This is a genomic window from Psychrobacter namhaensis (genome assembly GCF_016107545.1).
In the GTDB taxonomy this organism is placed as follows: Bacteria; Pseudomonadota; Gammaproteobacteria; order Pseudomonadales; family Moraxellaceae; genus Psychrobacter; species Psychrobacter namhaensis.
The window spans coordinates 155814-170921 of the sequence record NZ_JABASS010000003.1 but is presented as its reverse complement, the minus strand read 5'-3'; the positions used below and the strand labels follow the sequence as shown (position 1 = coordinate 170921).

Annotated in this window: 7 protein-coding genes and 1 pseudogene; all 8 read left to right on the top strand. The window is 39.0% G+C overall.

The annotated features are described in order from the left end of the window. Window positions 1-22 precede the first annotated feature (22 nt). Window positions 23-97: pseudogene (locus tag JFC06_RS12475) on the top strand (transposase); the annotation flags it as partial. Window positions 98-685: 588 nt separating this feature from the next. Continuing rightward, window positions 686-1747: an HNH endonuclease gene (locus tag JFC06_RS12395; RefSeq protein ID WP_198334114.1), complete on the top strand. Its 1062-nt coding sequence runs from the start codon at window positions 686-688 to the stop codon at window positions 1745-1747. A 296-nt stretch (window positions 1748-2043) separates the two neighbouring features. Then, on the top strand, window positions 2044-2667 hold the full coding sequence (locus JFC06_RS04480) for a DUF1819 family protein (RefSeq protein ID WP_198334113.1): 624 nt from the start codon (window positions 2044-2046) through the stop codon (window positions 2665-2667). Then, complete coding sequence (locus JFC06_RS04475) at window positions 2664-3254, top strand: DUF1788 domain-containing protein (protein WP_198334112.1); 591 nt, start codon at window positions 2664-2666, stop codon at window positions 3252-3254. The genes JFC06_RS04480 and JFC06_RS04475 overlap by 4 nt, the downstream gene beginning before the upstream one ends. A gap of 28 nt (window positions 3255-3282) precedes the next feature. Continuing rightward, complete coding sequence (gene brxC, locus JFC06_RS04470; protein WP_198334111.1) at window positions 3283-6915, top strand: BREX system P-loop protein BrxC; 3633 nt, start codon at window positions 3283-3285, stop codon at window positions 6913-6915. A 41-nt stretch (window positions 6916-6956) separates the two neighbouring features. Further along, window positions 6957-8705, top strand: a complete 1749-nt coding sequence (locus tag JFC06_RS04465) for a DUF262 domain-containing protein (protein ID WP_198334110.1) — start codon at window positions 6957-6959, stop codon at window positions 8703-8705. A gap of 64 nt (window positions 8706-8769) precedes the next feature. Continuing rightward, a complete protein-coding gene (pglX, locus tag JFC06_RS04460; RefSeq protein ID WP_198334109.1) occupies window positions 8770-12444 on the top strand; it encodes a BREX-1 system adenine-specific DNA-methyltransferase PglX in 3675 nt (1224 codons plus the stop codon). Continuing rightward, window positions 12434-15094, top strand: a complete 2661-nt coding sequence (pglZ, locus tag JFC06_RS04455) for a BREX-1 system phosphatase PglZ type A (protein WP_198334108.1) — start codon at window positions 12434-12436, stop codon at window positions 15092-15094. The genes pglX and pglZ overlap by 11 nt, the downstream gene beginning before the upstream one ends. Window positions 15095-15108: the final 14 nt, after the last annotated feature.

Sequence of the window (15108 nt, the reverse complement as noted above, 5' to 3'; positions counted from 1 at the left end):
TCCACTAACAGGAGAATAAGCAATGACTAACCAAACTGACATCAAGAAACTGGCCGAGCAAATGGCTGGTAGCATGAACAGCTTTGATGACATCAAACCCCGATATTAACAACCCCACCTGAGAAAAGTAGAATTTATATCTTAAGTCTATACACTATATAACTAACAGCATATAGAGCTTTTTCGACTCGTCAGAGTAAGATTGTTCAATGGCATATGCAGATATTGATGATATTTTAAATACCATAATATTGAGGGGTTTATCACCTAATAAGTTATAGTTTTAATAAGAACTTAATTTACTTTAGCGTTAATCACTTCTAGTATCGATCTCAATTTTCAGCATAGCTTGACTATAAAGCCGACTACATTAGTGTACTTATACCGACTCTAACACTTGCTGGCACGCTTAAGATGAATAAAGGTCAACACTGTCCTGCTTAAGCAGCCATTTAAGATAGCCAGAACCATCGGCGTCAAGTGACCAAAAATTAAGTGTATGAGTACACGTGCCATTTGGCTAAATTTATATAAGCTATCCACATCAGTGCTATCATGGCCTTGATTATTAGCTGGATAAAATAAGATAGATTCGTCTATAGACCAAGCATTACATAATGAAAGGTTTAGTGTTATAAGTCTGAGTTACAGTGAGTTAATTAATTGTGCCTCTAAGGATTTTATAGTGCCAACAGCAGAATTTCAGCTTAACTTTCTAAGACGTATCCAATGGTTACTTGAGTCTAGCTCTTATACCTCGACCTATAAATTTGCATTATTAATCGCAGTAACCAACCTTTCTATAGAATCTGGGGCTAGTGATAATACCGAATGCGTTATTTCTTATGAGCAGTTAGCAGAGCAGTTTATTCAGCTTTATTGGACACAAGCATTACCATTTTCAGATCAGTATAGTGAATCTATACTGAGGCAAAGCAGTACAACAGGCCAAGCTAAGGTCATCACTAGTGTCTTAACCCTGCAAGAAGAAACTAAGACTACCAATTTAAATATAGCTCGGACACGTAATATCAAAAAGTGGCAATCGACCATTAAAGAAATAGCCCGAACGATTAAAAACAACCCTGCCAAGTATTTACAAAGTGCAGAAGATAAAGTTAGCCGTGAATTCTTCTATATCTATAACTCAAGAGAAAAAGTAATCCTACTAAAGTCTGGGATCGCTTACTGCTTTGCGCGTTTTAGTCAGATAATACATAAGCTTTGCCAACAATACTGGACAGAGTTTGTACGTAACAATCGTCACAACCAATTATATTTTAGTGATGAAATTGATTTACAAGATTTTTTGTTTAACCAATCACGTCAAGATTTAAGCTTGTTAGTACCTATACTAAATGAAACTCAGCAGGGTCAGTGTTTCTACTGTCAAAGACCATTAAAAAAAGCCGTCGAAATTGATCACTTTGTGCCTTGGTCAAAGTACCCTAATGATACGACTCATAATTTTGTACTGACTGATCATAAATGTAATAACAGTAAACGTGACTATCTTGCCGAAGAGAAGTTTTATGAGAAGTGGTTGAGGCGTAACCAACAATATGGACATGTTATTGAACAAGAAACATACGGTATGGGCTTTATCAGCAATCAGGAGCGTTCAGAAACTATTAGCCAATGGGCTTACCAAGTAGCTGTAGAGCATGAAGACTTAGTCTGGTTACCAGACTCAGCTATGAGGCTACGTACTATCAAACCCGAGCTATTGCCCAGATTGAGAGGGTAGTGCTTTAGGTGTATCAAACTTATAACTAATCACTTGTTGAAAGCCAATGTGGATTTATCACAACCATGTATAAATGCATAAAAAACTTACGTGAATTAGACTGACAAAATTATGGTTAAAGACCCTCCCAATAGCGACTTCCAAAGTTAAAAAAGTGAGACACGTCAACCATAACTATGGTTTTTCCTAATATTTACTATTGAATGCTTATTTGTTATTTAAAACATATGACAGAGTAGTGTCTTATTTTGATATGATTACAAAATTTACTCATCCCATTGGAGGCGGTTAATAGAATGACTGATAATGCTAGGCGTGCAGTAAATATAAAAGCCTATCTAGGCGACCTGATCGGAGGTAGCCTGCTAATAGCAGAAACTCGTATTATTGCAGAGTCTTTGTTACAGCAGCTTCCTGAGGATGAGTGGCGTGCGTTAGTTAAAGATCAAAATATTTTACAGAAAAGATCCGTAAAAACATCCAGTCGCTATGTACGTGTAATAAGAACGCGTATCGAAGGGCTAGGTCAGGATTTTATAAGTGCGCTGGTTAACTCTACAGATCGAGCCTATATACAGCTTTTATTAGTAGCAGTGATGATTAACTCACCGATAGTAGAAGATTTTATGAGGCTAAGCTTGTCAGAGGCCAAAAGAACCTACAAGCCTAATTTACCAAGTACTGCCTGGCAGGATTTCTATGAGACGCAGTCTTTAAAGTATCCAGATCTGAATAATTACTCTGAATCAACGATTAAAAAGCTAGGGACCAATGTTATTAAAATGCTAGTGCTCAGTGGCTATCTAAGTGATGCTAAAAAAAGAGAGATTTATCCAGTATATCTTATGCCAGAAGTCAGAGAGTGGTTATTACGCTTAAATAGACCGGACCTAGTTGAAGTTATGGAGTGCACGATATGAAGGCTCTACAACATCGCTTAGACTTAATCATTGATAGAGTTGAAAGCCCAAAATTCTTAAAGAATGATGGGTTAGGGAATGAAATTGGTTTTTGGGTTTTTGATTATCCTGCTAAGCACGAGTTGTTAGTTCGTGAGCATTTAGAGTTAATGACTAATAGGTTGCATGGTAGAGGATATAAGTTTGAAAATCTGAATATATTTCAAATTCTTGTGACTATGTTAGAGGAGAGAGGAATATTTGACAGAGCATGCCAGCGTGAAAAAAAAGTAGGCATTGAAGCAATCAAGAAGACTCTGTCAGGTCCTTTAAGCCAAGAAAAAGTGGCTAAGTTCATTGCGAGTAACTACGACATTGAGCAAATGGACTTTCTGATTCTATGTGGGTTAGGAAGTGCTTGGCCATTAGTTAGAGGTCATGAGTTATTGAGTGCATTACAGGACGTCATGGGAAGCACGCCGATGATATTGTTTTATCCTGGGGAATATAGTGGTACAGACTTACATCCTTTCGGGATGATCAATTCGCAAAACTATTATAGAGCTTTTAAGTTAGTGCCTGAGTCTGGAAATGAAAGTAAATATTAATAATAAATCAAAAATTTGAGAGAGAAAGATGAACATTGAAAGTATTTTTTCTAAGCAATTAACGCGAAATATCAATGGTGTTGTTAAGGCAGAAGAAAGAGATAGTGAACAGATATTTGTTGAGCTAGATGAGTATGTAATCACACGCGAGCTACACAAACACTTTAATGACTTTTTTGATGTTTACTCTCCATCAGGTACTTATCAAGGTGTTGCTAGCTCTGGAGATAATGGGGTATGGATTTCGGGTTTCTTTGGTTCGGGTAAGTCTCACTTTCTAAAAATCCTCTCATATTTGTTAGAAAACAATATTGTCGAAAAAGATGGTAAGCATAGAAGAGCGGTTGACTTTTTTGAAAGTAAAGTTAGCGACAACATGCTGTGGGCAAATATTCAAAGTGCCGGCACAAAAAACACTGACGTCATTTTATTTAATATTGATTCAAGAGCGAACACAGAAGATCGCGAGAATGCAATCTTAAAAGTTTTTTTGAAGGTGTTTAATGAGCGCTTGGGCTATTGTGCTGATTTTCCTCATATTGCGCATTTAGAAAGACAACTAGACGAACGTGATGAGTATGAAGAATTTAAAGACAAGTTTGCCGAGCTATCAGACTCTACGTGGGAAGATGAGCGTGATGCCTATGACTTTTATCGAGATGAAATAGCTGAAGCGCTTAGCTATGCTACTAAGCAGTCCTTAAGCTCTGCTACGCAAATGATTGAAAATGTAGAGGAAAACTTTCCTTTAGATATTCAAAACTTTTGTAAGTGGGTAAAAGACTACCTAGACTCTGAAGAAGATAAAAACATTCTTTTCTTGGTCGATGAAGTGGGACAGTTCATTGGCCGAAATACTCAAATGATGCTTAAGCTGCAGACCATTACAGAAAACCTAGGTACTTACTGTAATGGAAGAGCATGGGTAGTTGTTACCTCTCAAGCGGATATCGATGCGGCTATCGGAAGTATGAATAAAGGTGAGAGCCAGGACTTCTCAAAAATTCAAGGCCGATTCAAGACTCGTTTAGCATTGTCTAGTAGTAATACCTCTGAGGTCATTCAAAAAAGATTGCTTTCTAAAACTGATAGCGCCAAGAATAAACTGACTGATATTTTTGCTGAAAAAGGTGACATACTTAGAAACCAATTATCATTTGATAAAACCACAACAGCCGAATTAAAAAGTTATACCGATAGTGGTAGCTTTGTCGATAACTATCCATTTATTCCCTATCACTACATACTTGTACAGAAGGTTTTTGAATCTATTAGAACCAAAGGCGCTACGGGTAAACACCTTGCTATGGGTGAGCGATCACTATTGGATGCCTTTCAAAATGCAGCTAAGCAAATTAAAGACAAAGAGCTCAATGTGCTGGTGCCTTTTTATAGTTTCTATGCAGCGATTGAAAGCTTTTTAGAACCAGCGGTCAAAAGAACAATTGATCAGGCTTTAGAGCTAGACTCGCTGTCAGATTTCGATGGTAAGATTTTAAAAACATTGTTCTTAATACGCTATGTAGATATTGTAAAAAGTACTTTAGATAACTTAGTGACGCTGTCTATTAGCACGATAGATGAAGATAGAATTGTATTACGTAAAAGTATTGAGGAAAGCCTTGGCCGTCTTGAAAGACAGCTTTTGATTGCTAGAAATGGTGATGAGTTTATATTCTTGACGAATGAAGAAAAAGAAATTGAAAATGAGATTCGTCATACTGACTATGAGATTTCTGAAGTGTCAAATAAATTATCTTCTATTATCTTCGACAGTATTCTCAAAGGAAAGAAAGACTATCGTTATCCAGTAAATAAGCAGGATTTTGCTATTAGTCGCTTTTGTAATGGGCATCCTAAAGACGGAACTCAGCTTGAAGACTTAGTTTTAAAAGTGATATCTCCTTTAGATACTGACTACAATAACTTCTCAACCGATCATTACTGTAAAGAATATAGTCTTAAAGACAATGGTAATGTGCTAGTCAGGTTAGGAGAGGATAAACGGCTATGGGACGACTTAACGACTTATGTCAAGACTGACAGATTCTTAAAACAGAACTCAGGCCAAAGACGTGAGCAAGAGCATTTACTTAAAGAAAAGCAACTGGAAAATATTGAGCGAGAAAAACGCCTTTTAACTGAGTTTGAGTCTTTGCTTTCTGAAGCGGACGTCTATGCTATCAACACTAAAATATCTAAGAAGTCGTCTGCTCCAGCCGCTATTTTAGATGAGGCTTATAAGTACGTTATTGAGAACACCTTCGGAAAGCTGAATATGCTAAAAGCGTCAGACGGTGACGTATTAAGAGAGGTTAAAGCAGTTCTGACAGCAGATGATTTGGCTCAGATTGGTCTGGATCTTCAAACAGAAGAGAATAACCCTTCAGCTTTACTAGAGGTTGAACAGTACATATCGCTAAACTTCGAGCGTAATATTCCTGTCACTTTACGTGATATCGTCACTCATTTTAGTAAGCGCCCTTATGGCTGGCCAGACAATGATATTTTACTTCTAGTAGCAAGGTTAGGGCTGGCGGGCAAAATATCCCTGACTTCTAATGGTGCGAACTTGCCACTTAAAAAATCTTATGATGCTTTTAGCAGTGTGAGAAAACGAGCTGATGTAAGGGTTAATAAAGTAAGAAGTCATGGCGAGCACCAACTAAGAAAAGCAGCGACCTTAGTTAGAGACTTATTTGGTAAGACTTTTACAGGGTCAGAAGAAAAAGAACTCTACTCTTTGATAACCTCTGAGCTAAATGCTTGGTGTGAGAAGCTTAAAAAGTATCAGGGTATGGCTCAATCAGGACAATTCCCAGGTAAGAAAGATATAGAAACAGGCATTGTCTTAATTTCGGGCGTGTTAGAACAAGGTAATAGTTACTCATTGATCAGCCGCTTCATTGAAGACAAAGATCCCTTAATGGACTTTGCTGAGATTTTTGAAGACCTTGAGGACTTTTATGAGGGTCAAGTTGATACATGGCGTCAGTTAGATGTCGCATTGAACCAACGTTTTAAGGCCAATAGATCTGTGCTGGTAGGGAATCCTGAAGCAAAAAAAGCCATCGATGAGCTGGATAATATCTATACTATGGCAGAACCTTATGACAAGGTTCGTCGTATCAAGCCGTTAATTGACAAAGTTGAAGAGATTAATACTCAACTGGTTGAGCAAAGAAAAGAGCAAGCGCTTAGTAATCTTGACTCGAAAGTCGATAACATTCAGGTGGCACTTGAGGAGGCTTCAGCGCCTTCTGACATTAAAAACAAAGCGCTATATCCAATAAGACAGTGTATCGAGAGAATCAAGCAGACTGAGTATGTTCATCAAATTAAGAGTGAAGAAGCCGACTCTATTGATCTAGAGTCTCAGGCTTATGATCTTATTAATGACTATATCGAAGAACAGAATAGCCAAGCTGATTCTGCTACCAGCCATGCTGACTCTGCGAATATAAATATTGATAACAGTGCAAATACATCCAATACAGCACCTTTAAGAAAAACAGTAACTATTAGCCCAAGTCATCTAATCAAATCTGCCGTGCCCAGTGGTGTTATTGAAAAAGAAGAGGATGTAGAGGGTTACTTAGCTGTGCTACGAGACAGACTAATGAAGTCTGTGGCGAACGGCGACAGAGTTATTATTAAATAGTAGGTAACTTTATCTAATCTGAACTTACGAAGGGTTATGGCATGTATCAAGCAGGCGGAACAATTAAAGGCTTATTAGACAAGGTAGCAGAACAGGAGTATCTGCTACCTGCTATACAACGCGAGTTTGTGTGGAAGCCAGAGCAAATATGCAGGCTTTTCGATAGTCTATTACAAGATTATCCCTTTGGTACTTTTCTGTTTTGGAAAATAAAGCCTGAAAATCGTGAAAAATATCAATTTTATCAGTTTATGCAGCACTATCATGAGCGTGATAATTATCACTGTGAAAATGTATCTAAACTACCTGATAGAGAGTTTACAGCGGTATTAGATGGTCAACAAAGGATTACTGCGCTAAATATAGGTTTGCGAGGCTCATTTGCCTGGAAGCTAAATGGTAAATGGTGGAGCAATGATGATGCCTTTCCAGTCCGGTACCTATATTTGAACTTATTAGGTGAGCCTGATTTGGAAACAGGATCTAAATATCAGTTTGAGTTTCTTACTGAAGAGAGAGGCAGTATCATCTCAGATTCTGAGTACTGGTTCAAAGTTGCAAGGATCATGAATGAGGACGAAGATGAACTTGTAGATGAGGTGCAAGACAGTGATGTATTAACTACTGATCAGAAGAAAGAGGCCAGAAAGGCTTTGCGTGAGCTTTATCGCACTATTCATTTCAAAGATAAGATTGCTTACTATGAAGAGAGTGACCAGAGCTTAGAGAAAGTACTTAATATTTTCATTAGAATGAATAGCGGTGGCACCACGCTTTCTTATTCAGACCTTTTATTATCAATTGCTGTAGCTCAGTGGGACGATTTAGAAGCTCGAGAAGAGATTCATAATTTAGTTGATGAGATGAATAGAGTAGGGGATGGCTTTAATATCTCTAAAGACTTGGTATTGAAAGCAGGCCTTATGCTTTCTGATATTGGTAGTGTTGGCTTTAAGGTAGAGAATTTTTTCAATAAAGAGAACATGGCTATCTTAGAAGCGAACTGGCACTCAATAAAAGAAGCACTGATATTGTCAATGCAGCTACTGGCAAGTTATGGGTTTAATGCGCAAAATTTAAGAGCCAATAGTGCAGTACTACCTTTAGCCTATTATTTATACCATCGTAAATTAGACTTGTCTTATTTGTCCCGTGTAGAGCATGCTGAAGATAGAGAGCGTATCCGTCACTGGTTAGTACGTTCTATGCTTAAAGCCTCAGGAATTTGGGGAAGTGGGTTAGATACGCTTCTAACCTTGCTTCGTGCAGATATCCAGCAATTTGGAGGTGATAGCTTTCCAGTTGATAAAATTGAATCTACTATGCAGCAAAGAGGTAAATCATTACGTTTCGATGATGAAGAGATAGATGAGCTGGCTGAGCTTAGTTATAAAAACCCTAGAACATTTGCTCTGCTAACATTGATCTTTCCAGGGTTTGACTTCTCACATCATTTCCATGTTGATCACATTTATCCCAAAGGACTGTTTACTAAGAGCAAACTTACGAAAGCAGGACTACCTGAAGAGTTGCAGGATCAAATGATTGAGGCGTCTAATAAATTGCCGAATCTACAACTACTTGAGGGATCAGTGAATAACCAAAAAAGACAAAAGATGCCACATGACTGGTATTTGCAGCAGTGGCCAAATTCCGAAGCCAGACAATCACACTTACAGTCACAAGCGATATCCAGTCTTCCAGAAGATATACAGGACTTCATGAGCTTTTATGATCAAAGACATGAAACCTTATTAGCGCGTATAAGAATGGCATTGAGTTCTAAGTAAGTTCTATAACCACACGCCCTCTATATCACATCACCCGACCACAACTATATTAAAGAAGAGACTCATGGAAACCAGTAACATCAAGAACTATGCCCCTAGAGCCCGTGTGGCATTTATGGATGCCGTTGCCAAACGATTGAACACCTTTGGTATCAGCGCAAATAAGCAAGGTGAGCTGCAAGTTGTTGATGCGTTGGTTCAAGGTTCGGTATTACAGATTGGTGATAACAACTTTGATAGCAAGCTTGCGTCAGCTAGACAGCGTCTGGTCGAGAAGAGTGAACAACTAGGCTATGCACAGCTGGTTGAGCAAGTGGCCTACACTTGGTTTAACCGTCTATGTGCTATTCGTTACATGGAGATTCACGACTACCTAGGTCATGGTTTTCGAGTGCTTTCTCACCCAAACGGCGACAAGCGATTTGAAATCCTAGATCACGCTCAAGACGCTGCAGAAGAGCTTGGGCTAGATCGAGATCACATCATCGATTTAATGCTTGCCGGTGATAAAAACGAAGAGCTGTACCGTGAGCTGCTACTGGGTCAATGTCACAAGCTGCATGAAGCCATGCCGTTTTTATTCGAATCATTAAATGATGAAACCGAGCTGCTATTGCCAGACAACCTAACCCGTACGGACTCTATACTTCGTGGTTTAGTGGATAGTATTCCAGAAGAAGACTGGCAGCAGGTAGAAGTTATTGGTTGGCTATACCAGTTCTACATATCCGATAAAAAAGACGAAGTTATCGGTAAGGTCGTTAAAAGCGAGGACATTCCAGCGGCGACTCAGCTATTTACCCCTAACTGGATTGTTAAATACCTCGTACAAAACTCAGTCGGCCGTCACTGGCTACAGACCTATCCTGACTCAACTATTAAAGAGGAGATGGAATACTACATTGAACCTGCCGAGCAGACAGACGAGGTCAATGAACAACTAAAAGCAATCACCCCAGAGTCCATAGACCCAGAGAGTATCAAAGTACTTGATCCAGCAAGTGGGTCAGGGCATATCCTCATTGAAGCTTATAACGTTCTGAAAGCGATCTATGAAGAGCGTGGCTATCGCTCAAGAGACATCCCCAAGCTTATTTTAGAGAACAACCTATATGGCTTAGACATTGATGATAGGGCAGCTCAGCTATCAGGCTTCTCACTGATGATGATGGCACGTCAAGATGACAGGCGTATCTTTAGTCGAGATGTTCAATTAAACGTACTGTCCTTACAAGAGACCGGCCATTTAGACCTGCCAAAGCTATGGCAAGACTTAAACCTATCGGGTGAGTTTGCTAGTGGCCAAATGCAAGACATGTTTGGTAGTGACTTAGACCTAAGCTCATTTGAGGCGGACAATCGTTATCAGCTGCTACAACGTAATATTGAGCGCTTTGAACAAGCCAAGACATTTGGTTCATTAATTGAGGTGCCAGCAACAGAGCATGATGCGCTACAAGAGCTGTATGAGAGTCTGCGTGAGCTAGCAGAACAGGGCGATCCAATCCAGCGCGCTGCGGTCAGTCAGATTATTGATGTGGTGCATCAGGCGCTAATCTTGTCTATCCGATATGACGCGGTTGTGGCTAATCCTCCTTATATGAGTAGCAAGTATCAAACATCTAAAGTTAAAAAATATCTTAAAAGTAATTTTTCAGGTTACGATAAAGATTTATTCTCGGTATTTATAATAAATAATTTAAAACTGGCTAAAGAGCATGCGCTATTAGGTTTTATGACTCCATTTGTATGGATGTTTTTATCAAGCTATGAGCAGTTACGCAATAAGTTGATTGATGAAGAAACGATTGCATCTTTAATACAATTAGAGTATTCAGGCTTTGAAGGTGCTACGGTACCGATTTGTACTTTTACTTTACATAAGGGTCATATAGTCGACTATGTTGGTTCATTTATTAAGCTTTCAGACTTCCGAGGGGCCTCAAATCAACCTATTAAAACACTGGAAGCTATTAAAGATAAAAGCTGTGATTGGTTTTACGAAACGAAACTTGATGATTTAAAAAAAATACCAACAACTCCAATAGCTTTTTGGGTGAGTAAAGAGATTTTTAATATTTATGAAAATAACCCTAAAGCAGGAGAGGTTTCAAAAGCAGCCGTTGGTTTACAAACAGGAAGTAATGATAAATTTATCCGTTTATGGCATGAAGTAAGCTACTTGAAATTTTCTGACAATATTAAACGTACAGAGGATACTTTAACTAATAATATAAAATGGGTCCCATACAATAAAGGTGGCTCTTATAGGAAATGGTACGGGAATCGTGAGTATGTTGTAAATTGGGAAAATGATGGTAAAGAAATTAGGAATTTTAAAGATAGTAATGGAAAGCTTAGATCACGCCCACAAAATGCCCAATTTTATTTCAAAAAAGGTATTACTTGGTCGGAAATAACCTCTTCCTGGAAATCTTTTAGATATAATGAACTTGGTTCAATATCAGACGTTACAGGTCAATCAGCTTATTTTGATTCAGAGGAGGAGCTGGTTTCAGCGCTATGTTGGTTGAATTCGAATGTAGTTGAAAAACTGACAAAAATTCAGAATCCCTCGCTGCATTTTCAATCTGGTGATTATAAAAACCTACCTTTCCCAACATTAAAAAAAGAGATAGTTCCATTAGGAGAAGCTGCGATAGAGATATGTCAAAAAGATTGGGATGCCTTTGAAACTTCGAATAGATTTAATAAATCGCCTTTAGTGTTAGGTGATTTGAAAATTTCAGAATCCTATAATAGATACCTTTCAGTTTCAAAAAGCTCTACTGCGAAATTAAAAGATATTGAGGAACAGATTAACAGCTATGTGGTTTCTAAATTCGAATTACATAAAGATGTCAATATCGAAGTTTTAGAAGAACAGGTTACCTTAAGAGCAAATCCAATATATCGGTATAATGGGTTGGAAGTAGAAGAGGCGAATATTAGATTTCAATCAGATACTATGGCGGAGTTAGTTTCATACACAATCGGCTGCATAATGGGACGCTACTCACTAGACCAAGAAGGTCTAGTATATGCCCATGCAGGCAATGAAGGCTTTGATGCCAGTCTATACAAAACCTTTCCAGCAGACGGCGATGGTATTGTCCCCATAATGGATAATGAGTGGTTCAAAGATGATGCCTGTAACCGAGTCGTTGAGTTTGTCAAAACGGTTTGGGGTGAAGATAACCTAACCGAGAACCTACAGTTCATTGCTGAATCATTAAGTCTAGATGCAATTACAGCCAGAAAGTCAGAAACCTCTGTAGAAACCATACGTCGTTATCTATCGACTAAGTTCTACAAAGACCACATGCAGACTTATAAGAACAGACCGATTTACTGGCTATTTAGCTCAGGCAAAGAAAAAGCCTTTGAATGTCTGGTGTACTTACATCGCTACAATGAAGGCACCTTATCACGCATGCGCACCGAATATGTCACGCCGCTATTGGGTAAATATGAAGCCTATGCTCAGCAGTTAGAAAAGCAGCTAGATATGGCTGAAACTACCCAAGATAAAAAGCGCTTTGAGAAAGAGCTTAAATCTATTAATAAGAAGCACAGTGAGCTACGTGAGTTTGATGACAAGCTCAAGCACTATGCCGATATGCGAATATCGATAGACCTAGACGATGGTGTCAAAGAGAACTATGGCAAGTTTGGTGACTTGCTCTCTGATGTGAAAAAAATTACGGGTAAAAATCCGGAGATGATTGATGCAAATTAATGAGCTGATTCAGGGGCTTAGTGCAAAGCTGGAACAAAGTAGAATTGTATTCTGGCATGATGCTGAACATGGCTTTTTAGAAGATATTGATAGCATCATCAGCTCGTTAACCGATGAGAATAAAGAGCATAAGCTAAAAGATATAGAGCTATTACCTGATAATCTGACCATTCTGAAAATGGCTGATGAGTCCATATTGGAGACCAAAAAGAAAATAGAGTTTGATGAGCCTGATCAGAAGTTTTTATTGTACTTTTCTGAAAACGAGCCGACGCCTGAACACGATTGGCTGTTAGACATAAGACTATACAGCGAAACGTTTTTTGCTGATAGAAGCTCTATGCTCCTCAACGAGCTGGGTATTCCTAAGATATCACTCAAAGAGCATATCAAAAATCGCAATGCCTTTTTTGGCAGTAAAAAGCGTATAGCGGGTCTGAAAAAGTGGGTGACCGAAAATGAGGATGAGTTAAGTCTAGATCGCAAAATGATTGCTGTAACCGTAAGCTCTGATTCAGCTGAGCTTGATAGTATTCTACTAACGCTTTTAAATGAATATGCCAAAAATATCGAAGCCAATATCGATGAGTCTTCTTTATGGAAAGCACTAAACAAATACGAGCTTAGCGATTCACTATGGGCACTGTTAGAAAGCGCTTATGGCTACCATACGCCTGAGCCATCTTTAGAGGATTTTGTCTTTAAGCTATTTTGTACGGATTACTCACGTCAGATAAGCGCCGATGATAAAGCTTGGTTGAGTAATAACCTACTGCAAACTGGCGCAGGGCAAGCCAATGCTATGGCTTTTATGAGCAGCTGGCGGGACAGTAGAACCTACGCAGACAGCTATGCACAAATAGCTGGTCTATTGGCCTATAAGCTCGAGATAAAAGCAAAGAGTGCGAACTATAGACCCGCACAAATGGTGGACTGTCAGACATTTGAAGAGATAGAACAAAATATCATCATTGGTTTGGTGGATAGTCTGATTGACAAAGGCGGTGATATTGAGCCTGCGCAATTTGATGCGATCGTGTCACGGCGCTCGTTTGGATATTGGGCCAAACTGAAGACAGACTACGAATCTATTTATAGCGCACTCAGCAGTGCTAAAGAGTTAATGCAGATACGCAGTGAGTATGCAGGCGGCTTTAATTTTGATAGCGCCAAAGAGATGTATAGCGCCTATGTAGATCGTTTATATAAGTTTGATCAAGCTTATCGCTTATTTAGTGAAAAGGTCAACTTTACGTTGAGTAAAGGCTGGGAGATCCTACGAGGCTTAAAAGAGGAGGTTGAGAACCTATACATCAACTGGTACCTGCATGAGCTTGGCTTGGCTTGGGATCAGCATCTAGAGGAAGAAAATCTTTTAGAAAGCTGGAAGCTTAAAGATATTCCAAACCAATATGATTTTTATAATCAACAGGTTCAGACGATATTGACTGGCACACAGATCAAGCGAGTTTTCGTTATTATCTCCGATGCCTTTAGATATGAGATAGCACATGAGCTTGACTCAATCATCAATAATGAAAAACGCTTTAAATCAGATCTATCAACACAGCTGGGTGTCCTACCAAGCTACACGCAACTTGGTATGGCATCACTGCTACCACATAAGAGCTTATACTACGATAACAAGGGTAACTCAACGGTATTCGTAGATGAGGTATCCTCCCAAGGCTTAATTCAGCGCAATAAAATATTGCAGAGTGTAGGCGGGGTAGCCGTGAGCTCCAAAGATCTAATGAATTGGAATAATGAAGAAGGGCGAGAAAAAGTACGTAATGCCAGTGTAGTCTACATTTATCATGACACCATTGATGCTATAGGAGACAAGCAGGGCTCTGAACATAAAACGTTCGAAGCTTGTCGTGATGCGATTAACGAGCTTAAGAGCATGGTGGGGCGAGTTATTAATAGGCTCAATGGCAGTAGAGTCATTATCACCGCAGATCATGGGTTTTTATTCCAAAATAAGAAGCTAACGACTACGGATAAGACAGGCATTGATGTTCAGAGTTTCATGACCAACGAGAATAAAAAGCGCTATATCGTTGGAAGAGAACTAAGATCAGATGAGCCACATTGGAAAGGAAAAATCTCTAACACTGCAAATGGTGCTATAGGGGAAGATAAAGAAGTTGAATTTATCATACCTAAATCATCTCAGAGATTTCACTTCTCGGGTGGTGCGCAGTTTGTGCATGGCGGGGCGATGCTACAAGAGATATGCGTGCCCGTCATTACGGTGCGTGAGCTACCTAAAGAGCAGGTTGCAAAATATGAAAAAACACCAGTAGGGGTTATTTCTGCTAAGCAGTCTATCAAGTTTGTGAATAATATTGATAAAGTTGCATTTATTCAGACAGATGCAGTCGGCTCAGAGCGCAACCCAAGAAAACTGCATATCTATATTGTTGACGCCCAAGGCGTAGAGGTGTCCAGTAAAGAGACGTTGGTCTTTAGCAGCTCGAGCGGTAATATGGATGAGCGTAGGCAGGAAGCGACTTTGAGCCTGATCGGATCGAATTTTAATCGTAATGATAAATATACATTAGTATTGTTAGACGTAGATACTAATACAGAGTATGCACGCTATGATGTGACCATTGACCTTGCTATTCAAGATGAATTTTTCTAAAACTATTTGGATAT